The 21,805-nt window shown below is 71.6% G+C and carries 20 protein-coding genes and 2 pseudogenes; 13 read left to right on the top strand and 9 right to left on the bottom strand.

Annotated features, from left to right (window positions below; all coding sequences use genetic code 11):
* Positions 1 to 220 precede the first annotated feature (220 nt).
* Positions 221 to 2,050, bottom strand: coding sequence for an alpha-L-fucosidase (locus ABZ851_RS31200; RefSeq protein ID WP_361134654.1), 1,830 nt, complete (start codon positions 2,048 to 2,050; stop codon positions 221 to 223).
* Positions 2,051 to 2,361: 311 nt separating this feature from the next.
* Here ABZ851_RS31200 and ABZ851_RS31195 point away from each other — a divergent pair, with 311 nt between their 5' ends.
* Positions 2,362 to 3,924, top strand: coding sequence for an AMP-binding protein (locus tag ABZ851_RS31195; protein ID WP_361134651.1), 1,563 nt, complete (start codon positions 2,362 to 2,364; stop codon positions 3,922 to 3,924).
* Between the two features lie 146 nt (positions 3,925 to 4,070).
* On the opposite strand, the pseudogene ABZ851_RS31190 reads toward ABZ851_RS31195, so the two are convergent.
* Together ABZ851_RS31190 and ABZ851_RS31185 are read right to left on the bottom strand one after the other, a co-directional pair.
* A pseudogene (locus ABZ851_RS31190) lies at positions 4,071 to 4,313 on the bottom strand (hypothetical protein); the annotation flags it as partial.
* Between the two features lie 9 nt (positions 4,314 to 4,322).
* A complete protein-coding gene (locus ABZ851_RS31185; RefSeq protein ID WP_361134648.1) occupies positions 4,323 to 4,526 on the bottom strand; it encodes an SCO3870 family protein in 204 nt (67 codons plus the stop codon).
* A gap of 240 nt (positions 4,527 to 4,766) precedes the next feature.
* On the opposite strand from ABZ851_RS31185, the gene ABZ851_RS31180 reads away from it, so the two are divergent.
* The 7 genes from ABZ851_RS31180 to ABZ851_RS31150 all read left to right on the top strand — a co-directional run bounded on the left by ABZ851_RS31180 (position 4,767) and on the right by ABZ851_RS31150 (position 13,190).
* Positions 4,767 to 5,120, top strand: coding sequence for a DUF1330 domain-containing protein (locus ABZ851_RS31180; protein WP_336049592.1), 354 nt, complete (start codon positions 4,767 to 4,769; stop codon positions 5,118 to 5,120).
* A 228-nt stretch (positions 5,121 to 5,348) separates the two neighbouring features.
* On the top strand, positions 5,349 to 7,403 hold the full coding sequence (locus tag ABZ851_RS31175; RefSeq protein WP_361134643.1) for a restriction endonuclease: 2,055 nt from the start codon (positions 5,349 to 5,351) through the stop codon (positions 7,401 to 7,403).
* 147 nt (positions 7,404 to 7,550) lie between these two features.
* A complete protein-coding gene (locus tag ABZ851_RS31170; RefSeq protein WP_361134640.1) occupies positions 7,551 to 8,615 on the top strand; it encodes a protein kinase family protein in 1,065 nt (354 codons plus the stop codon).
* Between the two features lie 131 nt (positions 8,616 to 8,746).
* A complete protein-coding gene (locus tag ABZ851_RS31165; protein ID WP_361134766.1) occupies positions 8,747 to 8,941 on the top strand; it encodes a ferredoxin in 195 nt (64 codons plus the stop codon).
* Entirely contained in the window at positions 8,938 to 10,404 is a 1,467-nt protein-coding gene (locus ABZ851_RS31160; protein WP_361134637.1) for an FAD-dependent oxidoreductase, read from the top strand. Before ABZ851_RS31165 ends, ABZ851_RS31160 begins: the two co-directional genes overlap by 4 nt.
* 34 nt (positions 10,405 to 10,438) lie before the next feature.
* Positions 10,439 to 12,895: an excinuclease ABC subunit UvrA gene (gene uvrA / locus ABZ851_RS31155; protein WP_361134634.1), complete on the top strand. Its 2,457-nt coding sequence runs from the start codon at positions 10,439 to 10,441 to the stop codon at positions 12,893 to 12,895.
* Positions 12,896 to 12,977: 82 nt separating this feature from the next.
* Positions 12,978 to 13,190 carry an EF-hand domain-containing protein gene (locus tag ABZ851_RS31150; RefSeq protein WP_086719256.1) on the top strand — a complete coding sequence of 71 codons (213 nt, stop codon included), beginning with the start codon at positions 12,978 to 12,980 and terminating at the stop codon, positions 13,188 to 13,190.
* An 18-nt stretch (positions 13,191 to 13,208) separates the two neighbouring features.
* On the opposite strand, the pseudogene ABZ851_RS31145 reads toward ABZ851_RS31150, so the two are convergent.
* Positions 13,209 to 14,134 (bottom strand): annotated as a pseudogene (locus ABZ851_RS31145) (LysR family transcriptional regulator).
* Between the two features lie 113 nt (positions 14,135 to 14,247).
* Here ABZ851_RS31145 and ABZ851_RS31140 point away from each other — a divergent pair.
* Positions 14,248 to 14,886, top strand: a complete 639-nt coding sequence (locus ABZ851_RS31140) for a LysE family transporter (RefSeq protein ID WP_361134631.1) — start codon at positions 14,248 to 14,250, stop codon at positions 14,884 to 14,886.
* A 180-nt stretch (positions 14,887 to 15,066) separates the two neighbouring features.
* On the opposite strand, the gene ABZ851_RS31135 is transcribed toward ABZ851_RS31140, so the two are convergent.
* Positions 15,067 to 15,858: a hypothetical protein gene (locus ABZ851_RS31135; protein ID WP_361134628.1), complete on the bottom strand. Its 792-nt coding sequence runs from the start codon at positions 15,856 to 15,858 to the stop codon at positions 15,067 to 15,069.
* A gap of 178 nt (positions 15,859 to 16,036) precedes the next feature.
* Here ABZ851_RS31135 and ABZ851_RS31130 point away from each other — a divergent pair, with 178 nt between their 5' ends.
* The 4 genes from ABZ851_RS31130 (at position 16,037) to ABZ851_RS31115 (ending at position 18,533) form a co-directional block, all read left to right on the top strand.
* Positions 16,037 to 16,282 (top strand): hypothetical protein, encoded by a 246-nt coding sequence (locus tag ABZ851_RS31130; protein ID WP_361134625.1) that lies wholly within the window; start codon positions 16,037 to 16,039, stop codon positions 16,280 to 16,282.
* A gap of 33 nt (positions 16,283 to 16,315) precedes the next feature.
* On the top strand, positions 16,316 to 17,185 hold the full coding sequence (locus ABZ851_RS31125; RefSeq protein ID WP_361134763.1) for an alpha/beta hydrolase: 870 nt from the start codon (positions 16,316 to 16,318) through the stop codon (positions 17,183 to 17,185).
* 163 nt (positions 17,186 to 17,348) lie between these two features.
* Positions 17,349 to 17,741, top strand: coding sequence for a VOC family protein (locus ABZ851_RS31120; RefSeq protein ID WP_361134622.1), 393 nt, complete (start codon positions 17,349 to 17,351; stop codon positions 17,739 to 17,741).
* A gap of 315 nt (positions 17,742 to 18,056) precedes the next feature.
* Positions 18,057 to 18,533, top strand: coding sequence for a hypothetical protein (locus tag ABZ851_RS31115; RefSeq protein WP_336049582.1), 477 nt, complete (start codon positions 18,057 to 18,059; stop codon positions 18,531 to 18,533).
* 73 nt (positions 18,534 to 18,606) lie between these two features.
* Here ABZ851_RS31115 and ABZ851_RS31110 read toward each other — a convergent pair whose 3' ends face one another.
* From ABZ851_RS31110 to ABZ851_RS31095, 4 genes are all read right to left on the bottom strand, one after another.
* The gene (locus ABZ851_RS31110; RefSeq protein WP_361134619.1) at positions 18,607 to 20,046 is read right to left on the bottom strand and encodes an amino acid permease; all 1,440 of its coding nucleotides are present in this window, start codon (positions 20,044 to 20,046) and stop codon (positions 18,607 to 18,609) included.
* A 125-nt stretch (positions 20,047 to 20,171) separates the two neighbouring features.
* Positions 20,172 to 20,387 carry a dodecin gene (locus tag ABZ851_RS31105; RefSeq protein ID WP_311626337.1) on the bottom strand — a complete coding sequence of 72 codons (216 nt, stop codon included), beginning with the start codon at positions 20,385 to 20,387 and terminating at the stop codon, positions 20,172 to 20,174.
* Positions 20,388 to 20,494: 107 nt separating this feature from the next.
* Complete coding sequence (locus tag ABZ851_RS31100; protein WP_336049580.1) at positions 20,495 to 20,956, bottom strand: universal stress protein; 462 nt, start codon at positions 20,954 to 20,956, stop codon at positions 20,495 to 20,497.
* A gap of 103 nt (positions 20,957 to 21,059) precedes the next feature.
* Positions 21,060 to 21,779: a PAS domain-containing protein gene (locus tag ABZ851_RS31095; RefSeq protein WP_361134615.1), complete on the bottom strand. Its 720-nt coding sequence runs from the start codon at positions 21,777 to 21,779 to the stop codon at positions 21,060 to 21,062.
* Between the last annotated feature and the right edge of the window lie 26 nt (positions 21,780 to 21,805).

Below are 21,805 nucleotides of genomic sequence, written 5' to 3'. Positions count from 1 at the left end.
CAGACACAGCGGCCGGTGAGCCCGTCGGCATCGGGCGGCGGCGCCACCGCGGGGGGTGGGCAAGACCGGGCACCCCGGGGGCTCGGACCGACCCGAACGGCTCAACCGGGGGTGGAACTTTTCCCTCCCGTCCGTCTCGGACCGACCGTCCGTCTCTGTCCGGCCGGCCGGCCGCCCGCTCGTCCGCCCGTCCGTCCGTGCCCGGCCGGTTCGGCCGCGGTCAGTCGGCGTGGAGCTGCCGCTGCGGCACGATCTGCTGAGGCTGACTCGGGCTGGACCACAGCAGCTTCATATAGGCCTCACCGGTCTGCTCCGTGTGGTCGAGCCGGATGCCGTGCCGGTGACCGGCCCGCAGGGTGACGGTGCCCTTGTCGGCCTTCGGGCCGTGCGGCGTGGTGTTGTCGATCACGAGCTTGCCGTCGATCCACAGCCGCACGGTGTCGTCGGAGACGGTGGTGAAGGTGTACGTCTCGTCGAAGCGCGGCTGAATGCTGCCGGTCCAGCGGGTGCTGAAGTGCTCGGCGGGGATCGCCGGGTCCGGGGAGCCGTCGAAGCGGTAGGCCTTGTTCACCGTCGGGTCGACGGTGGTCACCGCGGGCGGGCCGGTGAAGGAGCCGTTCGCCCAGCTCCGCGCCGTCAGCCCCCTTCCGGTGCCGGCGGGTGCCGCGGCCGGTGGTGTGATCGTGAGCCGGATGACGGTGGCGAGCGGGCCGGTGGCGGTGCCGGACGGCGTCAGGTCGAAACCGTCCCCGGCCCGCGCGACCTTCACCTGCTGGGAACTGCCCAGCACCCGGGCCGCGGTGATCTCGAACCGCCCCTTGGCGGTGAGGTGCAGCGGCGCGCCGGCGGCCGGCCAGGAGGTGACCGCGGCATACAGCGTGTCGCCCCGCCGGGAGACCGTGCCCCAGGACGGGTCCGCCACCAGCCCGGTGTATCCGGCCCCGTGGACCGCGTCGCCCTGGCCGTACGCGCCCAGCCACCGGCCGGTCTCGCGCAGCCGGTCGACGGACGGCTGCGGGATGCGCCCGGTTTTGTCGGGGCCCACGTTGAGCAGATAGTTGCCGCCGCGGCTCGCCACCTCCAGCAGGTTGCGCACCACCGTCGCCGCCGGCTTCCAGTGGGTGTCGTACCTGGCGTAGCCCCAGTGGTCGTTGAGCGTCATACAGCTCTCCCACAGCTGCCCGTCGACGGGCTCGGCGGGAATCTCCTGCTCCGGCGTGCCGAAGTCCCCGTCGACCACCTCGCGTTTGCCGACGCGGTTGTTGACGATCAGGTGGGGGTTCAGTCCGTGCAGATACGCCTGGAGGCCGGCGCCGTCCTGACGTGACCAGCGGTTGGTGGGGTTGTCCGCGTCCCATTCGCCGTCGAACCACAGCAGCGCCGGGTCGTAGCTGTCGATCAGCTCCTTGAGCTGGCCGTACATCCGCTTCTTGTAGCGCGGGAAGGTCGCCGGGCCGGCGAAGTCCGGGTCGTGCCAGTCCCAGATCGAGTAGTAGAAGCCGAGTTTGATCCCGGCGGCGTCGGCGGCCTTCTTCAGCTCGGCGAGGATGTCGCGGTGCGGGTCGAAGGAGGAGTGGTCGCGCAGATTCCAGGTGTTCTGCCGCGTCGGCCACATCGCATAGCCGTCGTGGTGCTTGGCCGTGATGACGATATAGCGCTGGCCGGCGTCCTTGGCCGCGCGGACGATCGCCCCGGCGTCGAAGGCGGCCGGGTTGAAGGTGGCGGCCTGCTTCTCGTACACGTCGTCCGGGATCCCGCACTCTCGCTTGATCCACTCCGCGTTGCGGCACACCGTGCCGTCGGGCCGGGTGTACTCGCCCTCCAGGTTGGAGTACGCGCCGAAGTGGATGAACATCCCGAAGCGGTCCTGACGCCACCACGAGGTGCGCGACGAGGTGACGGGATCGTCGGTCGCGTGGTTGGTTCCGGGGCCTGCGGCGGGCCGCGGCGGGGGCTTCGCGGCGGCCACGGTGCCGCCTGCGGCCAGCAGCAGGGCGCCCAGCACCCCCATGAGCCCCAGCAGCCGGAACGCTCTGGTGCGGCTGTGCATCGCTCGCTCCTCGGGTCAGTTGGTCACGTACGTGCCTCCTGTGCCACCCCGCATGGTGCAGCGGCCGCACCCGGACCGGAAGACCCCGGACGCGCCAGACATCGGAGCACCTGCCGGAAATCGGACGGAAGTTGGGGAAGGCGGAGGCCTCAGAGGCGCAAGACCTCGGATCTCAGTGGGGCGTCGGGGGAGAGCGGCCGGAAGAGACGCCGCCGCGGGCCCGGGGGAGTACCGGCCGGCCGCGGGCGCTCTGGATAACCACCGGACTTGTCGGTTCAATGGGCCTTCCGGTCGCATTCACTGGAGGCACCATGGAAGCCGTCGTCCCGTCCGCCGCCGGCGCCCCGGCCATTCGCTCCGCGGGCCATGAACGCGACTATCCGTCCTTCCTCGACCGCGCGGCGCGGATCGCCACCGGGCTGCGGGCGGCGGGAGTCGAGCCCGGCGACCGGATCGCCGTCGTGATGCGCAACGAGCCCGCCCATCTGGAGATCACCACCGGGGCCGCCCTGCTGGGCGCCTCGGCTGTACCCGTCAACTGGCACTTCCGCCAGGACGACCTGCGGCATGTGCTCACCGACAGCGGCAGCAAGGTCGTCTTTGCGCACAGCGACCTGCTGGCGGCGGTGACCGCCGTGCTCCCCGACGGCGTACGGATCGTCGAGGCCGCCGTTCCCGCCGGGGTCGCGGCCGCCTGCGGGATCGCCGTACCGCCCGCCACGGGAGAGCACCCGCTGCTCGACCGGTGGCTGGAAGGCTTTGCCCCGCTGGACCAGGCCGCCGGGGAACGCCCGCCCACCGTGATCTACAGCTCCGGAACCACCGGGCTCCCCAAGGGAGTTCTGCGCGAACCCGTCGCTCCCCAGCAGCTCGAGGAAGGGGTGCGGTTATTCCTGGAGCGCTTCGCCGTCGCCCCCGGCGGACGCACGCTCATCCCCGCGCCGCTCTACCACGCCTCTCCCAGCCAGCACGCCGTCCTCGCGCTCGCGGCCGGCCTGGACATCACCCTCATGCCGCGCTTCGACGCCGAGGAATTCCTGCGGCTGATCGCCCACCACCGCATCGAGCAGGTGCAGGTCGTGCCGACGATGTTCGTACGGTTGCTGCGGCTGCCGAAGGACGTACGCGAGCGCTACGACCTGTCCTCGCTCACCTCCGTCGTCCACGCCGCGGCGCCCTGTCCGCCGCACATCAAGTACGCCATGATCGACTGGCTGGGACCGGTGCTGCGGGAGTACTACGGCGGCAGCGAGACCGGCGCCGTGACCTGGTGCGACAGCGCCGAGTGGCTGGCCCACCCCGGCACCGTCGGACGCGCCACCGGAACCTGCGAGGTGGCGGTCATCGGCCCCGGCAACGAGCCGCTGCCGGCCGGAGCCACCGGTGACATCTACCTGAAACCCGGCGACGGCTGGCCCCCGTTCACCTACCTCGGCGACCCCGCCCGGCGCGCCGCCATGGAAGCACCTGGCCTGCCCGGATACGTCACCATCGGAGACATCGGCCATCTCGACGCGGACGGCTATCTCTTCCTCAGCGACCGCCGGAACGACATGGTCATCTCCGGTGGCGTCAACATCTACCCCGCGGAGGTCGAAGGCTGCCTGCTCGCCCTCGACGGGGTCCGTGACGTGGCGGTCTTCGGTATCCCCGATGAGGAGTTCGGCGAAGTCCTCGCCGCCCATCTGCAGACCGAACCCGGTGTGCTGCTCAGCGCCGAGGAGGTACGCGCCCATGTCGCCGGGCGGCTCGCCGGATACAAGGTCCCCAGGGCCGTGGTCTTCGAGGAGCTGCTGCCGCGGGACGAGTCGGGAAAGCTCTTCAAGAGGCAGCTGCGGGACCCGTACTGGGCGGAGCACCACCGCGCGATCTGAGCCCCGGGCCCCCGCCCCCAGTCATGACGAGACGCAGAGTTCGTTGTCCTCCGGGTCGGCGAGTGTGGTCCGGGCGAAGGGCCCCTGCTTGCCGTGGTGAGGAGTGTGGCCCCCTTGGCGATCAGCCGCTCGACCACGGTGTGCGGATCGTCGGGGCCCGTGCGCACGTCCAGGTGGACGCGGTTCTTGGCCGCCTTGGGCTCCGTCACCAGCTGGAAGAGGATGCGCGGCGCCCGCTCCAGGCCCTCCGGATGGCGGATCGCGGCGCCGGCCTTCCCGGTCGGCAAGGTGCTCGGCTCCGTACGGCCGGTGTGCCGGCGTGGCAGTGGTGGCGGGGCCGAGCCGCGTGCAACGGGCGCCGGGGCTGATGCCCCGACGCCCGTCGGCATGTGGAGAACTCAGTTCGTCTTCCCCTGGCGCCAGCGGGACCAGGTCACGACCGTCAGGCAGGCGGTCGTCCACATCACGACACTGGCGGTGGCCACGGACTCGACGTACTGCTCGTAACCGTCCGTACGCAACTGGATTGCGAGAAAGCCCAGCACCGTCCCGAGCGCCGCAAGTGCGGCGGCCAAGGAGGCAAAGGGTGGTGGCTGCTTCATTTCATCTCCTCTCTTCACTGTGATCCGGCACGGTGTCCGTCGAGTCTAAGGCGATCTCGTGGCCCGGTGATCAGACATGAGCAACGGCGAGGCTGCGCACAGGTCCTGGTTCACTCCCCGCCAACTGGCGTCCCCCGCCCGGTTCCTGCCGTCTTACCCCCGAGGTAATCGACCCGTACCGCGAGGGCTGGAAACGTGGACACCGACGCACCAACCACCCCACGCAGAAAAGGCAGTCCCATGACGGCATACGCCATCGCCCACTTCCGCCCCGCCGCCCCGCACCCGGAGATCTTCGACTACATCGAGAAGATCCAGGCGACCCTGGACCCCTTCGGCGGTCGCTTCCTCGTCCATGGCGCCGAAGTGGAGGTCACGGAAGGTGACTGGCCCGGAACCGTGGTCGTCATCGCCTTCCCCGACCTGGCGCGGGCCCGCGGCTGGTACGACTCGCCCGCCTATGCGGAGATCCTGCCGCTGCGTACCCGGCACATCGACGGGGATGTGGTGCTGGTGCCGGGGGTGCCCGACGGTTACGACCCGGCCGTGACGGCGGCGAAGCTGCGGGCGGCGGCGGGGCCGGCCGCGGGATGAGGACGGGCTGCCGCGACCCGGGCAGCCGCCCCGAGCGGTTCCGGAAACCGCGCCGGCAGGCATCGCACGAAGGGCGCGGAATCTTCTTCCCCAACCGTGACCAGCCTCTCGCACCCCCGCTAGAGTTTCACCCAACAACGCAGGTGAAACCGCTTCCACAGGGTTCCGGGGGCAGTTCACCCCGGGGGGAGGACACACAGCGATATGAGCCGCCGTTCCCATGGATTAATGGCCGTCTGGGCCGAGGCGCAGCGTCAGCAGCAGCGCCAGCAGGAAGCCCAGCGCCGCGCGCGAGCACAGCAGCAGCGCGACCAGGAACGGCAGGCACGGGACGCCGAACGCGCCATGGCGCGGATGCACCGTGAGCGGCAGGCGGCCTACCGTCAGCAACGCGAGGCCGACGCCCGCCGGCGGACCGAGGAACTGGACGCCCGCGTCACCGCCCTGACCGGCCTGCTCGCCGACGGCTGCCGCACCCCCGCCTTCTCCGCCGCCGCGCTGCTGCGCTCCGAGCGGATCGAGGAGTTCGCGCCCGGCGCCCTTGCCACGCCGGTACCGATGCCCGATCCGGCCCGTTACCACGCGCCCACGGGCGGCTGGCACCTCGGCGCCCGCCGGGACCGTGCCCAGGAGGAGGCCCGCGCCCGCTATGAGCAGGACTGGTACACGGCGCAGGCAGCGGAGAGCCGCCGGCAGGCCCAACTCGCCGCCTACCGGCAGCAGTACGACCAGTGGGCCGCGGGCGCCCTGGCCGAGATCCGGCAGCACAACTCCGGTATCGAGGAGTTGCTGTCGGGCCTGCGCGGCGGCGACGCGGACGCGGCCGTCGAGTACTTCTCCGCCGCGCTGTACTCCTCCACGGCCTGGCCGGAGGGCTTTCCCCGGCAGATCGCGGCGGCCTACGACCCGACGGCCCGTCAGCTCGTCCTGGACTGGGAGCTCCCGGGCTACGACATCGTCCCGGAGACCAGGTCCGTCCGCTATATGCCCACCGCCGACCAGGAGAAGGAGACCGCCCGGCCGGCCGCGCAGCGACGCGCGCTCTACCGCGAAGTGCTGGCCCAGAGCGTGCTGCTGGTGCTGCGCGACCTCTTCGCAGCCGACGGTTACGGCGCGCTGGACTCGGTGGCGCTGAACGGATTCGTGGACGATGTGGACCCGGTGACGGGCCGCCCGGCCCAGGTGTATCTCGCGACCGTGATGGCTCCCCGCAGCTCCTTCGACACCTTCCGTCTCGAGCAGGTCAGCGCGGTGGAGTGTCTGACCGACGGGCTGCGCGGGCAGCTCGCCGCCCGCCCCGACCAGCGGACCGCGGTCCGCCCGGTGCGCCTGCCGGGAGACGTGGGCGGCGGGGTCGTTTCGCACGGCACGGAGGGCGAACCGGATCTCTACGAGATGGATCCGATCGCCTTCGAGAACCTGATCGCCGAGCTGTTCCGCGCCATGGGCATGCAGGCCGTGACCACCCAGCGCTCCGGCGACGGCGGTGTCGACGTGGATGCGCTGGACCCCGATCCGATCCGCGGCGGCAAGATCATCGTGCAGGTCAAGCGCTACCGCAACACCGTCCCGCCGACCGCCGTCCGCGACCTGTACGGCACCGTCCAGTCCGAAGGCGCCAACAAGGGCGTGCTGGTGACCACCTCCCGGTTCGGTCCCGGTGCCCACACCTTCGCCAACGGCAAACCCCTCAGCCTCATCGCCGGCCCCGAACTCGTCGATCTGCTCGGCCGCTACGGCCTGCGCGGACGGCTCGGCGGGGACGCCCCGTCCGGCCCGTCCGCCGCCGAGGAGGCGGCGGACCACAACATCCTCGGTATGAACTGGTCCGGGGAGGTCGCCCTCGATGTCTGTGCCCTGGTGTGCAAGGGCGCCGACGTCCTCAGCGACGATCACTTCGTCTTCTACAACAACCCCCGCAGTCCCGACGGTTCGGTCCGGATGCTGCCCGGCTTCGCCCCCGACCGGGCCGCGATGCAGGTGCGGTTCGAGGCGCTGCCGCCGGCCGCCGACCGGCTGGTCCTGGTCGCGGCGATCGACCCCCAGGCCAACCCCGACGCCGATCTCGCCGGCTTCACCGACGCCCGGATACGCCTGCTCGACGCGTCGGGCGAGGAGCTGGGCAGCCTGGAGGTCTCGGACGGACGGCAGGGCGAGACCGCGCTGGTCCTCGGCTCGTTCCGTCAACGGGAGGGCGGCGACTGGGACTTCGTAATCGGCGGCAAGGGATTCCCCGGCGGCCTGGAAGCGCTGGTGCAGGAGTACGGCATCGAGGTTGCCTGAGGGCGGCTTTGCGGGCCGGGGCGTGGCCCTGGGCGGGTCGGCCGGCACCGATGGACGCCATGGAGACAGGGGAGGTCGTGGACGGATGGAGGCCATGAAAACGTGGTGGCCAGGGAAGCCAGGGAGGAAGGGGTGAGGCTCCCCGACATGTCCCATGGCGCTCGTCTGGCCGCCCACGGCGACGTTTCCACCTCCCTGGCCCTGTGCAGTGATCGCGGGCTGCGTGAGCTCGTGGACGCGGCCGCGCCGCTCGGCTCCGGCATCGGTGGAAAGTCGGCGCTGCTGGACGTCTCCGGCACCCCGGTCTTCGTGAAGCAGGTGCGCCTGACCGATCGGGAGAGGCAGCCGGAACACGTCCGGTCCACGGCGAATGTGTTCGGATTGCCGCCCTTCCTCCAGTACGGCATGGGCAGCCCGGGATTCGGGGCCTGGCGGGAACTGGCCGTGCACATCATGACGACGAACTGGGTGCTGGCGGGGGAGTACGAGGGCTTCCCCCTGATGTACCACTGGCGGGTGCTGCCGGAGCCGGCGACGCCGCTTCCCGGGGAACTGGCGGACGTGGAAAAGGCCGTCGCCTACTGGGGCGGCGGACCGGAGGTGCGCAGCCGTATCGAAGGGCTCCAGGGGTCGTCGGCGACGGTTGCGCTGTTCCTGGAGTACATCCCGCAGAACCTGCACGACTGGATGGGGGTGCAGCTCGAAGCCGGTGACGAGGCGGCCGGCCGGGCATGCGCCATGGTCGAGAGGGAGCTGGAAGCCGGCACCTCGTTCATGAACGCGCGCGGACTCCTGCACTTCGACGCCCACTTCGAGAACATCCTGACCGACGGCCGGCGCCTCTTCTTCACGGACTACGGCCTCGCGGTCTCCTCCCGGTTCGAGCTGTCACGGGACGAGGCCGGCTTCTTCGACCGGCACCGGACCTATGACCGCTGCTACACCGTCACGTACCTGGTGCGCTGGCTGGTCACCGCTCTGTACGGGTACGGCAGGGACGAACGCGACGCGTGGGTGCGCGCCTGCGCCGGCGGCGAGCCGCCCTCGGGAATCCCGGCCCCGGCCGCGGAACTCATCGCCCGGCATGGGCCGCTCGCCGCGGTGATGACGGAGTTCTTCCGTACGGTGCAGAAGGAGAGCAGGCAGACCCCGTACCCGCTGGAGGAGATCTGCCGGGTGGCCGGCGGGCGGTACGGCGCGTCCCTCTGCTGACGGCCGTTGGGGCTGATTCCGCGGAGGCGGCTCTCTGCCCGTCCATCGGCGACACGGCCCGCGACCGGGCACTCCGGGGGTGTCCCGGTCGTTCGTTCCCACGTCACCTCACAGCAATGGAGCCCACTGACGTGAAGATCACCCTCGACGCCGACAAGTGCTGTGCCGCCGGCCAGTGTGTGCTGATCGCCCCCGAGGTCTTCGACCAGCGCGAGGAGGACGGTGTGGTCGTGCTGCTCGACGCCGAACCGCCGGCCCGACAGCACGACGCGGTGCGCGAGGCGGCCGCCCTCTGTCCGGCCGCCGTGATCGAGGTGAACGCGTGAACGGGCTGCCGATCGCCGTCGTAGGCGCCTCGGCGGCCGGCCTCGCCGCGGCCGAGGCGCTGCGCCGCTTCGGCTGGCGCGGCCCGCTCACCCTCATCGGCGACGAGCCCCATCTCCCGTACGACCGGCCGCCGTTGTCCAAACAGCTGCTGCACGGCGCCTGGACGCCGGAGAAGCTGCTGCTGCGCACCGCGGACCAGCTCGCTCCGCTCGACCTCGACCTGCGGCTCGGCACCCGCGCCACCGGGCTCGACGTGGCCGGCCGCACCCTCACGCTCGACGGCGGCGTGGGTGCTCCCCCGCTCGCGCAAGGCCGGGAGCGGGGGACGCTGCGCTGCGCCGGCGTGATCATTGCGACCGGTGTCGCGGCCCGTACCCTGCCCGGCGCCGACCGCATCGCCGGAGTGCACACCCTGCGCACCCTCGACGATGCGCTGGCCCTGCGGGACCGGCTGGCCAATGGGGGTCCCCCCGGCAGTGAGGGCGTAGTCGCCGGGGGAGGGGGAGGGGGCCGGCGGGTGGTGATCGTCGGAAACGGTGTACTGGGCTGTGAAGCCGCCGCGGTGGCACGGGAGTTGGGGCACGAGGTCACCCTCGTCGGCATCGAGGCGGCACCGATGGCCGCCGCCGTCGGCAGCGAGGTCGGTGAACTGCTCGCCGAGGAGCACCGCGCCCGCGGCGTCCGGCTGCTCACCGGAGCGGTGGACGGCTTCGAGACGGCGCCCGCGGACCCGGCCGGTGGCGGCGAGCTGCCCGGTGCCGACGCCCCGCGGGTCACCGCCGTACGACTGGCCGAGGGGGGTAGCCCCGCCGGTGAAGGCGTAGCCGCCGGGGGAGGGGGAGGCGGCCGGCTGCCCGCGGACCTCGTGCTGCTGGCGATCGGCTCCCGGCCCGCCGTCGACTGGCTGGACGACCCGGCCCTGGACATCAGCGACGGGCTGCGCTGCGACGCGTACTGCGCCGCCGCCCCGGGTGTCTATGCCGCGGGCGATGTGGCCCGCTGGGACCATCCGGTCCACGGCCGCCCGCTGCGCTTCGAGCACCGGATGAACGCCACCGAACAGGGCATGGCCGCGGCCCGCAACCTCCTGGCCGAACTCGCCGCGGAGGCGTCCGGCCCCGCCGGAACCACGGCTGCCGCCGGAGCCGCTGCCGGGACCGAGGCCGCCCCCGCCCCGGAGCGCCGCCCGTTCGCCCCCGTGCCGTACTTCTGGTCCGATCAGTACGCCGTCAAGATCCAGGCGTACGGACTGACGGCGGGCGCCGACCGGGTCGAGACCACCGTCGTGGACCGGGCGGCGCGCCGTGCCGTTGCACTCTACGGGCGGGACGGCAGCGCCGTCGGCGTGCTCGCGGCCGGGCTCCCGCCCCGCCAGGTCAGGGCGCTGCGCGCGGTCATCGCCGCGCCACTGCCCTGGGAGGAGGCGCGCGAGCGGATCGCCGCCGTCACGGCGGCCGGCTGACCGTGCACCCGCGGTCGTGCCCGATCATGGAGGCATGGCCGACTCGTACGTACGGGTGCGCGGCGCCCGTGAACACAATCTCCGCTCCGTCGATGTGGACATCCCGAGGGACGCGCTGGTCGCGTTCACCGGGGTGTCCGGATCGGGCAAGTCCTCCCTCGCCTTCGGCACCCTCTACGCCGAGGCGCAACGCCGCTACTTCGAGTCGGTGGCCCCCTACGCCCGGCGGCTGATCCACCAGGTCGGCGCGCCCAAGGTCGAGGACATCACCGGCCTGCCGCCCGCCGTCGCCCTGGAACAGCGCCGCTCCGCGCCCACCTCCCGCTCCTCGGTCGGCACCGTCACCACCCTCTCCAACACCCTGCGCATGCTCTTCTCCCGCGCCGGCGACTACCCGGAGGGGGCGACGGAACGGCTCGATTCCGACGCCTTCTCGCCCAACACCGCGGCCGGCGCCTGCCCGGAGTGCCACGGGCTGGGCACCGTCCACCGCGTCACCGAGGACTCCCTCGTCCCCGATCCTTCACTCACCCTCCGCGAGGGCGCCATCGCCGCCTGGCCCGGGGCCTGGCAGGGCAAGAACCTCCGTGACATCCTCGACGCCCTCGGCCACGACATCGACCGGCCCTGGCGCGAGCTGCCGCAGCCCGACCGGGACTGGATCCTGTTCACCGACGAACAGCCCGTCGTCACCGTGCACCCGGTCCGCGACGTGGGCCGGATCCAACGCCCCTACAAGGGCCAGTACATGAGCGCCAAACGCTATGTGCTGCACACCTTCGCCGACTCCAAGAGCGAGACCCTGCGCAGGCGCGTCCAGGGGTTCATGGTCGCCGAGCCCTGCCCGGTGTGCCACGGGCGGCGGCTGCGCCCGGAGGCGCTGGCCGTCACCTTCAAGGGCCACGACATCGCCACCCTCGCGGGCCGGCCGCTGAGCGCCCTCGCCCGGCTGCTGCGGCCCACCGCCGGGCGGGCCGACGACGAGGTGGCACCGGTACTCGCCCGCGACCTGGTGGCCCGTATCGACGTCCTCACCGAACTCGGCCTGGGGTACCTGAGCATGGACCGGCCGGCGCCCACCCTGTCGGCCGGCGAACTCCAGCGGCTGCGGCTGGCCACCCAGCTGCGCTCCGGTCTCTTCGGCGTCGTCTACGTCCTGGACGAGCCCTCCGCCGGCCTGCACCCCGCCGACACGGAGTCCCTGCTCACGGTCCTGGGGCGGCTCAAGGAAGCGGGCAACTCGCTGTTCGTCGTCGAGCACGACATGGACGTGGTGCGCCGCGCCGACTGGATCGTGGACGTCGGCCCGCACGCCGGGGAACACGGCGGGCAGGTCCTGCACAGCGGCACCGTCGCCGCGCTCGCGGACGCCCCTGCTTCCGCCACCCGCCGGTTCCTCTTCGAGCCCGCACCGCCCGCCGCGCGCCCGGTGCGCAGCCCCTCGGGCACCCTCACCCTGCGCGGCGTCACCCTGCACAATCTGCGCGGCCTGGACGCGGCCTTCCCGCTCGGCGTCTTCACCGCCGTCACGGGTGTCTCGGGATCGGGTAAATCGACGCTGGTCACCCGCGTCCTCGCGGACGCCGTACGGGACCACCTCGGCGCGGGTGAGGACCAGCAGGACGCCGCCGACGGCGACGCCGCCGGGCCGATGGCCCGCGCCCGGCTCACCGCCGCCGAGGGCCTGGAGGCGATCGACCGGCTGGTCCGCGTCGACCAGAAGCCGATCGGCCGCACCCCGCGCTCCAATCTCGCCACCTACACCGGGCTCTTCGACGCGGTGCGCAAGGTCTTCGCCGCCACCGACGAGGCCCGCGCCCGCGGCTACACCCCCGGACGGTTCTCCTTCAACGTCGCCGGCGGCCGCTGCGAGACCTGCCAGGGCGAGGGCTTCGTCGCCGTCGAACTCCTCTTCCTGCCGGGTACGTACGCCCCCTGCACCGACTGCCACGGCGCCCGCTACCGCCCCGAAACCCTGGAGATCACCTATCGGGACCGGACCGTCGCCGACGTCCTGGCGATGACCGTCGACGCCGCCGCCGGCTTCCTGGCCGATCTCCCCGCGGCGGCCCGCAGCCTGCGCACCCTCCAGGACGTGGGCCTGGGCTACCTGCGGCTCGGCCAGCCCGCCACCGAACTGTCCGGCGGCGAGGCCCAGCGCATCAAACTCGCCACCGAACTCCAGCGCACCCGCCGCGGCCACACCCTCTACCTCCTCGACGAGCCCACCACCGGACTGCACCCCGCCGACACCGAGGTGCTGCTGCGCCAGCTGCACGGCCTGGTCGACGCCGGGCACTCGGTCGTGGTCGTCGAGCACGACATGGGGGTGGTCGCGGGCGCCGACCACGTCATCGACCTCGGCCCCGGCGGCGGCGCGGACGGCGGCCGGATCGTGGCCGCCGGAACTCCGGCCGAGGTCGCGGCGGCACCGGAGAGCCGTACCGCGCCCTACCTGGCCCGGCGGAGGGCGCGGCCGGACGCCTCTTGACGGTCCGCTAATGTACGCAGGTCAGATCAGCAGGCAACAGCACCGCGCAGCACTGCGCAGCACCACGAAGGGGGCACCTCTCATGGCAGACATCGAGAAGGCCAGGGCGGCGTTCGCCCGGTTCGACGCGGACGGCGACGGCCAGGTCACGCCGGAGGAGTTCAAGCACGCGATGGCCGAGATGGGTGACCCGTTCGTCACCGGCCCGGTCGCCGAGGCGGTCATCAGGGCCAAGGACACCGACAGCGACGGCCGGATGTCCTTCGACGAGTTCTGGCAGGCCCTGCAGGACTGACGTCCGCACCGCCTTTTCTCACACCCCCTTCGCCTCCCGTTCGCCCGCGGCCGCGCGCAGCGCCGCCAGCCCGCGGGCGACCGGGGGCTGCCGCTCGCTCCCGCGACGTACGGCAGCCACGAACCGCCGTACGGGAAGGGGCTCCCCGCGCAGCGGCACCCTGACGACCGGGTACCGCTCCGGCACCGGCGCCAGCCGCGGCACCAGACAGACCCCGAAGCCGTGCGCGACCAGCGCCGCGACCGCGGACCAGTCGACCGCGTGGTGGCGCACTCGCGGGGTGAAGCCCGCCGAGGCGCAGGCGGTCAGCAGCAGCCGGTGCTGATCGGCCGGATCGCCGGCCCGGATCCAGCTCTCCTCGCCCGCCTCGGCCAGCGCCACGCCCCGTGCCGCACGCCCCGCGAAGGGGTGCCCCGCCGGCACCAGCAGATCCTGCGGCTCCTCCAGCACCGGTTGCTGGAAGAATCGCGCATCGTCAGCGGCCGGGGGGTGCCCTCCGCCACGATCACCACGGCGATGTCCGCCCGCTGGGCCAGCAGCAGTTCGAACCGGTTCACGTCCGGGTCCTCCCCGATCTCCACCGCCAGCCGCGGCAGCTCGGCGCGCAGCCGGGCCACCGCCGGTGCGATCACCCCCGTGATCGCCGTCGCGACCCCCGTGATCCGCAGCCGCCCGGCCACCCCGTCCGCGTACCCCGCGAGATCCGCGCGTGCCTCCTCCCAGCGCAGGAACAGCGCATCGGCGTGCGCGACCAGCGCCAACGCCGCCGGTGTCAGGCGCACCTTGCGGCCCGCCGGCTCCAGGAGTTCCACCCCGAGCCGGGCCGAGAGCTGACGCAGTTGCTGGGAGACCGTCGACGGCGTCAGATGCAGCGCCGCGGCGGTCGCGGTGACGGTGCCCTGGGTGTGCAGCACGCGCAGGGTCTGGAGCCTGGGATCGATCATGCGCGCAGCGTAGGGGTCAACCATGCGGAGATGAATCATGCGGAGACGCCACACGGTTCCCTGCGGAAACTTTCGATGGACCCGTACGGTTGCCGCCCCCGACGCTGGACGGCATGACCGAGATCCTGACCGATGCCTTTCTGCCGGGGCTGTGGGCGGGCTACGCCCTGGCCGTCCCCGTCGGTGCGCCGGCCGTGCTGCTGGTGAGCGTGACCGCCCGGACCTCCTTCCGGGTCGGTGCCTCGGCGGCACTCGGGGTGGCGACCGCCGATGGCTTCTACGCGCTGGCCGCGGTGGCCGGCGGTGCCGCCCTCTCCCGTGCCGTCGCCCCCGTCGCGGGCCCGCTGCGGGTGCTCGCCGCCGTCCTCCTGCTCGCCATGGCGTTACGGACCGCCGTCCGGGCGCTGCGCCACCGCCGCACCCACAACGCCCCGGAACGGGACGCCCTGCAACGCCCCGCGCGGGCCTATCTCGCCTTCCTGGGGCTGACGTTGGTCAACCCCTGGGCGATCCTCTACTTCTCGGCGCTGGTCCTCGCCGGCGGCGCGGGCCCGCCCGGCTCCGGTGCGGCCGGCCCCGTCGCCTTCGTGACGGCGGTGACCCTGGCCTCTGTGAGCTGGCAACTGTGCCTGGCCGCCGGCGGGACCGTACTGGGCCGGGCGCTCACCGGCCCACGGGGGCGGATGGTCACCTCCGTGCTCTCCGCCGTGGTGATCTCAGCCCTGGCGACCGGACTGCTGCTGCGCGGCTGAGGACGTGGCCACCGGCGGCGGCGCGGCCGTCACCATGGGCGGCTGGCTTCATGACGCATGCGAACTTCCAGACTTCGGAGTTCGGTGCACCTATGATCCCGGCCTCTCCGCAGACACCTCCGACCGGGGCGGAAGGGAGCCATTTTCAGACGGATACTGACTGGGGCAAGGCGCTCCGCTCTATCGAGGCGGCGACAGGATCTCGATCAGCTCGTGCAGGGGCTCCGGTGACGTGGAGAACTCGCCGAGGAAGGGGTAGGAGAGTTCTGTGACGAGGAACAGGTTGGCGGCGACGAGGACGCTTACCGCCGCGACCATTCCGTAGTGCGCCTTGGCCTGCCCGGCGTCGAAAACGACGGAGAAGCCGAGGACCAGTCCGCTGGTCAGGAAGACCACCATCCACAAGGACAGGGGCGGGCCGATGTTGGAGCGCGCCTCGAGCAGCCGCTCCGTTCGCGCGAGGCTCAATTCCCGGAGGGACGTGAGGGAGCTGGCGAGAATGGCGCGTTGGGCGTCGCTGCGGGGCGTGATGCTCTCGTACGTGCTCTGGAGGCGGTTCAGTGCGTTCTCGGCCTCGGGTGTGGCGCGCCCGCTTGCGGCGAGGGGCCACTCGGCCGCCGCCGCGCGTCCGTACTCCATGAGGTTCTGCCGGATCCGTACGCTCTCGGCCGTGCCGAACGCGTTGCGGCCCCTGGCCAGGTGCACCGCCGCGGCGCCCTCGGTCCGTGTCGTCTGGTCTGCCACGTTCACCTGGCCCCAGAGCGCGAGGACGATGAAGCCGATGAGGAACCCGTAGACCACAGCGACAACGGGGAACACGAAGTTCGCGACCTCGTTTCCCCCGCCCTCCCCGGGGCGGGGGAAACGGTGCCGGACGACCGCCTGGAAGACTGCCGTCCCGCCGGCGATCACCACGATGAGCCCGGCCAGCAGCAACCAGGGCGGGAGGTTGATCACGATCCAACGGGTCACCGCTCCACGCTCCTGACGTATCCCACACCCGCCCACCACCGGCGCGGTGGCCAACGACCGCACCGGGCCGCGGACACGCTCTCGTCGGCCCTTCGGGGAGAGCCGACCGCACCTGCTCCGGTCTCTTCAGTGGGCCGTTGGTTCCCGGTCCGGGAGGACTGCCGGGCAGCATGGGGCGATGAACTCGGATCAGCCGGTGCCCCGTGAGCTGAAGGTCCTTGATACGGCTTCGCTGACCGGGCTGGAGGGGCGAGCCGCCGGGCTCGGCCTCAACCAGCGGCTGGGGGCGGCGTGGGTCGAGGCACATGCGGCGCCCGACGGAAAAAGCGGAAGAGCTTGTACCGGTAGTGCGGATGATCTTCCGCTGGGTAATGTGGATCACCGGGCCGGGCCGGCGCCACGGGTGCTGCCGGACGCCGCGTAGGCCAGAAGGTGAGCAGTAGTGGTGAACAGACAGATGCAACCGACGTTCGTGCTGGTCCACGGAGCTTTCGCGAACTCCTTCTCCTTCGCGCCGCTCCAGGCCGAACTCGGCCTCCTCGGGCACCGTTCGGTCGCCGTCGACCTGCCCGGCCACGGATTCGGGGCGTCCTACCCGCATGCCTATCAGGCACCGCAGGATCTCGCAGGGCTCGCCGCCGAGCCCGGCTCGATCAAGGGCGTGACGCTTGCCGACAACGCCGCGTACCTGATCGGGATCCTGGAACGGGCCAAGCGGAACGGCCCCGTGATCCTGGTCTCGCACAGTCGCGGCGGTATGACGGCCACGGCCGCGGCCAATGCCCGGCCGGAACTGATCGACCGCATCGTCTACGTCTCGGCCTGGTGCCCGGTCCGGCTCGACGTCGGCGACTACTACACCGAGCCGGAGATGGCCACGGTCGACGTCGCTTCCCTGGCCCCGGCGATGGTCGGGAACCCGGCCGAACTCGGCCTGCTCCGCACCAACTTCCGTACAGCGGACACGGACGTCCTCGCGGCGCTCAAGGCGGCCTTCCTCGCCGACGGCACGGACGAGGAGTTCCTGGCCTTCCTGAACACCTTCCAGCCTGACGAGAACCTGGACGCCGGCACCTCTGACGACCGGGCGCAGGCCGCGACCTGGGGCCGGATACCCAAGACCTATGTCCGCCTGGCCCGTGATGTGAGTCTGCCGCCCGCGCTGCAGGACCGGCTGATCCGCGAGGGCAACGAGCTGACGCCGGACAACCCGTACGACGTCCGCACGCTCGACAGCAGTCATCTGAAGTGGCTGATCGACGCGGCGCCGGCGGCCCGGGTGCTGGGTGAACTCGTCACACTTCTGGATGCGTCTGACGGGTCGTGACCCGTGCCCAGCGCTGAGGCAAGGCCGCATGAGTGCGACAAGGCCGCAGGAAGGCGATGAGTGCGGAACTCGGGCAACGGCTAGGATGCGCAGCGACATCGCGTGCCGGTCACCGGCTGGGTGAGGCATGGAGGTGTCCGGGAGATGCCCCTGGAGGCATTCCTTGCCAGTTGAGCTGAACCACACGATCATCCACGCCCGGAACAACCGGGAGTCCGCCGAGTTCTTCGTGGACCTGCTGGACCTTGAGATCTTTACCGCGGAGTGGGGCCCGTTCATCGCCGTCGGCCTGAGCAACGGGGTCACGCTGGACTTCGCGACGATTCCCGCAGAAAGCATCACGCCGCAGCACTACGCCTTCCTGGTCTCCCAGGAGGAGTTCGATGCGGCTTACGCGCGGATCACGCAGCGCGGCATCGAGCACTACGCCGACCCGCAACGGCGGCATCCCGGAGAGATCAACCACCATGACGGCGGCTGTGGCGTGTACTTCATGGACCCGGCCGGGCATGCCATGGAACTGATCACCGTGCCGTATGGCGGCCGGCTGTCGTAGGCGCCCGATCCGAGGGCCGCACCCCGGCGCGGGAGTGCGGCCCTCAACTGTCAGCACCAGCCGGGGAAGCGGCACCGGACCATGGCTCGATTTGGTGTAGGCACGTCAAAAATCATGAGGGGGCTGCCTTGCTCTCTTCAGGGGTGCATGTCTCAATGGGCAGCGATTCAGGTCGCTGACCAGCCGTCAGATCTGGACGGTGGTCGGCACGGGGGTCCGACCGCGGGCTCCCGCGTGGCTGCCGGCCGTTCCCGCGCGTCCCCCCGACGGCCGGGGCCATGGGCCTGCACCCCCTCAAGAAGGCGGTACTCCCCCATGAGACACCTCGGATCAGGCACGCTCAGACTCGGTACGGCGCTCGGCGTCGCCCTCGCCGCGGCGGGCACACTGGCGATGGCTCCGGCCGCCGCCGCGGTGACCCCCGGCACCGCGACCCTCTCGTTCGACTGTGGTGGGTTCGGCTCCGGTAAGGCGACGCTCACCGCGACCCAGAACGGCACGGCCGCGACCATCAGCCTCGCCACGTCGGCGATCACCTCACCGATACCCGTGGGCGCGAACTCGGTCGCCTCCACGCTCACCCTCAGCAAGAACGGCTCCGGGAGCACGACGTTCACCGGCAGCTCCAACCCGGCCATCCCGGCCGGCGGTCAGGTCTCCACCGGTCCGCTCCGCGGCACGGTCGCCGCGGGCGACAAGCTGGCGGCCACGTCCCTGAAGGTCGTGGTCTTCGGCATCACGGCCACCTGCAAGGCCACGTCGCCGCAGTCCCCGGGGCCGTTCGTCTTCTGATGCCGCGGACGGGCGGGGCCGCGTCCGCCGGCCCCGCCCGTCCGTCAGCCGCGGCGCCGTCCTCCGCCGCGGCTCACAGCCGTTTGCCGCCGGCGCTCGCCCGCTCCGCCCGTGCCAGGTTCGAGCGGCGGTAGGAGTAGGTGAAGTAGATGACCATGCCGACCAGGAACCAGACCACGAACCGCACCCAGGTCTGCCATTCCAGGAACGTGATCAGCCAGATCGAGAAGCACACCCCGATGGCCGGCACCACCGGCATCCCCGGCGTACGGAACGTCCGTGGGAGCTCGGGACGCTTGTAGCGGAGCACGATCACCGCGACGCAGACCACCACGAACGCCAGCAGGATGCCGATGTTGGTCAGCTCGGCGGCCTCCCCGATCGGGAGGAAGCCCGCGATGACCGCGGAGGCGATGCCGACGATCCAGGTCACCCGGGTCGGCACATGGTGCTTGGGGCTGGTCTTGGCGAACCACTTCGGCAGCAGGCCGTCCCGGCTCATCGAGAACCACACCCGGGTCACGCCGAGCATGAAGGTGAACATGACGGTCAGAATGCCGATGATCGCGCCGACCGCGATGACATCCGCCAGACCGCTCAGGCCCACCGACTTGAACGCCGAGGAGAAGCCGCTCTCCGGGTCGATGTGCTTGTAGTTCTGCATCCCCGTCAGAACCAGGCAGGCCAGGACGTACAGCACCATCGAGATGGCCAGCGAATAGATGATCGCCTTGGGCATATGGCGCTGGGCGTCCTTGGACTCCTCGGCCGCGGTGCTCATCGCGTCGTAGCCGAAGACCGCGAAGAAGACGGTGGCCGCGCCGGTGAAGGCGCCGCTCACGCCGAACGGGAAGAACGGCGTGTAGTTCGAGGTCTCGATGTGGAAGAAGCCGACCACGATCACCACGATGACCACCAGGACCTTCAGGGCCACCACGATCGTCTCGAAGCGTGCGGCGTTCTTGATGCCCAGGGTCAGCAGATAGGCGATCAGGAGGCAGAGCACCGCGGCGAAGAGGTCCACCTGGTGCCCCGGCCCCGTTCCCGGCGCGCCCAGCATCCAGGCGGGCAGGTCGAGGCCCATTTCGCCGAGCAGGAAGCCGAAGTAGCCGGAGATGCCGATCGCGACCACCGCCACGATCGCGGTGTACTCCAGCAGCAGGTCCCAGCCGATGAACCAGCCCGCCACCTCGCCGAGGACCGCGTAGCCGTAGGTGTAGGCCGAGCCCGCCTTCGGGATCAGCCCGGCGAATTCCGCGTAGGAGAACGCGGCGGCGGCACTCGCGATGCCCGCGATGAGGAAGGAGATCAGGACCGCGGGGCCCGCCTTCCCGTTCGCGACGGTGCCGGCCAGCGTGAAGATTCCCGCGCCGATGATGCCGCCGACGCCGATGGCCGTCAGCTGCCACAGGCCGAGCGCCCGGGTGAGCTGTTCGCTCGCGGTGCCTTCCGCCTCTTCAATGTGTTCGATCGGTTTACGGCGCAAAATGCCCTGTCCCGCACGCAGCCCCATACGTCATCCCTCCGTACGCTCCGTCGTGGTCCGACGGCGGATCATCATGGCCCCTTGGGGGCCACTAAGGAAGGCGACTCCCTAGTAGTGCCGGGACTCGCCGGGAGACGTACACGGGAGGGGCGTCAATCGGCGTCCTCAAGCCGGAATCCGACCTTCAGGCCGACTTGGTAATGGTCGATGGCGCCGTCGACGATATGCCCGCGGACCTGGCTGATCTCGAACCAGTCGAGGTTGCGCAGGGTCTGCGAGGCGCGCTTGATGCCATTCTCGATCGCGGCGTCCACGCTCTGCTGGGACGTACCGACGATCTCGGTCACGCGATACGTGCGGTCGGTCACGGTGGTCTCCCTGGCCGGGGCGGCGCTCCGCCCGTGCACTGTCCACCGTGCCTCAGGGCGGCCCGGCCCACCAGCGGAGCACCGGGGCGGTCCGTGGGGCGCGCGGCTCAGGGAACGACGGTGACCGGCCAGCGCCCGGCCTTGACCAGGCGCACCGCGACCGAGCCCATGATGCGGTGCCCGGCCTGCTCCGAGGCGCCGACCACCACGGCGTCGGCCTTGAGCTCGTCGGCCATCTGCACCATGCCGTTGTACGGGTCGGCGCGCAGGGTGTGGAACTCCCAGCGCAGGCTGTACACCCCCGCCAGCCGCTCGGTCGCCTGGCGGATCTCGGCCATCAGCTCCTCGGCCACCTGGTCGGTCGCCTCCGTGACCGGGGCGCCCATCGCGGCTCCGGCCGGCAGTACCGGCTGGACGTAGACCAGCACCAGCTTCGAGGACTGGCGCCTGGCCAGGCCCGCCGCGTACGAGGCGGCACGCCACGACGAGTCGGAGCCGTCGATGCCGACGACGATGACCTTCGGGCCGTCCGTTCCGCGCTCGAACGGCGCGGGTGCGTTCTCCTCCACACCAGGGAGGCTATCCGAACGGGTGTGCCGACGGGGTGCCGGGCCGCAGTCCGCACGGGCCCGCCGGCCGCGCGCTGCCGGGCCCGGGCAGGCTGCGGCCCGGTCAGGCGGGGGCCGGCGGCCAGCTGTCCGGGGAGAGCACGCCCAGCACATACGCCCTGGCGACCAGCGCGGTACGGCCCTGCACCCGCCAGCGGCGGGCCAGCCGGGTGAGGTGGTAGTTCACCCCGTCGACCGTCAGCCCCAGTGCCGTACCGATCGACGCCGTGGTCGCGCCGCCCGCGGCCAGCGCCAGGATCCGGGCTTCCACCGGGCTCGCCGCACCGCGCGGTGCCGGCTGCGGGGCGCTCTCCCGCACGCGCAGCAGCGCCAGCAGGGCGGGCGGGTTCACCGAGGGGTCACCCACCGGGTCGATGGTCAGTTCCCCTTCCCGCTCGGCCCCGTCCGTCCCGGCGCGCCAGCGCACCTCGACCGGATAGCGGGAACGGCGTCCCAGGCGCAGGGCCTCGGTGAGCCGGTCGACCTGGGCCATCGCGCGCGGCTGGAAAAGGTCCAGCAGGTTGCGGCCACGCAGCGCGCCCGGGGCCGCGCCCCACTGCTCGGCCATCGCCGGATTGGCGATCAGCACCTCGCCGTGCGCCCGGCACACCGCGATCGGCGTGGGGATGCGGTCCAGCAGGATCAGGAAGTAGTTGCGCCACGGGCCGCCCGCGTACGGCCCGGCAGGATCGACGTCTCCGCGCTCACAGGGCGCCTTGTCCCCTTCGACCGCGGCTGCGTCCGCGTCCGCGTCCGGCGTTCCGTCGGCAGTCCCGTTGTCCATTGCCCCTTCTCAGGTCCGTGCGCAAG

The sequence above is a fragment of the Streptomyces sp. NPDC047049 genome (assembly GCF_040643995.1).
GTDB classification, from domain to species: Bacteria; Actinomycetota; Actinomycetes; order Streptomycetales; family Streptomycetaceae; genus Streptomyces; species Streptomyces mooreae.
The sequence above is the reverse complement of the archived record's forward strand: the minus strand, read 5'-3'. Positions and strand labels throughout refer to the sequence as shown.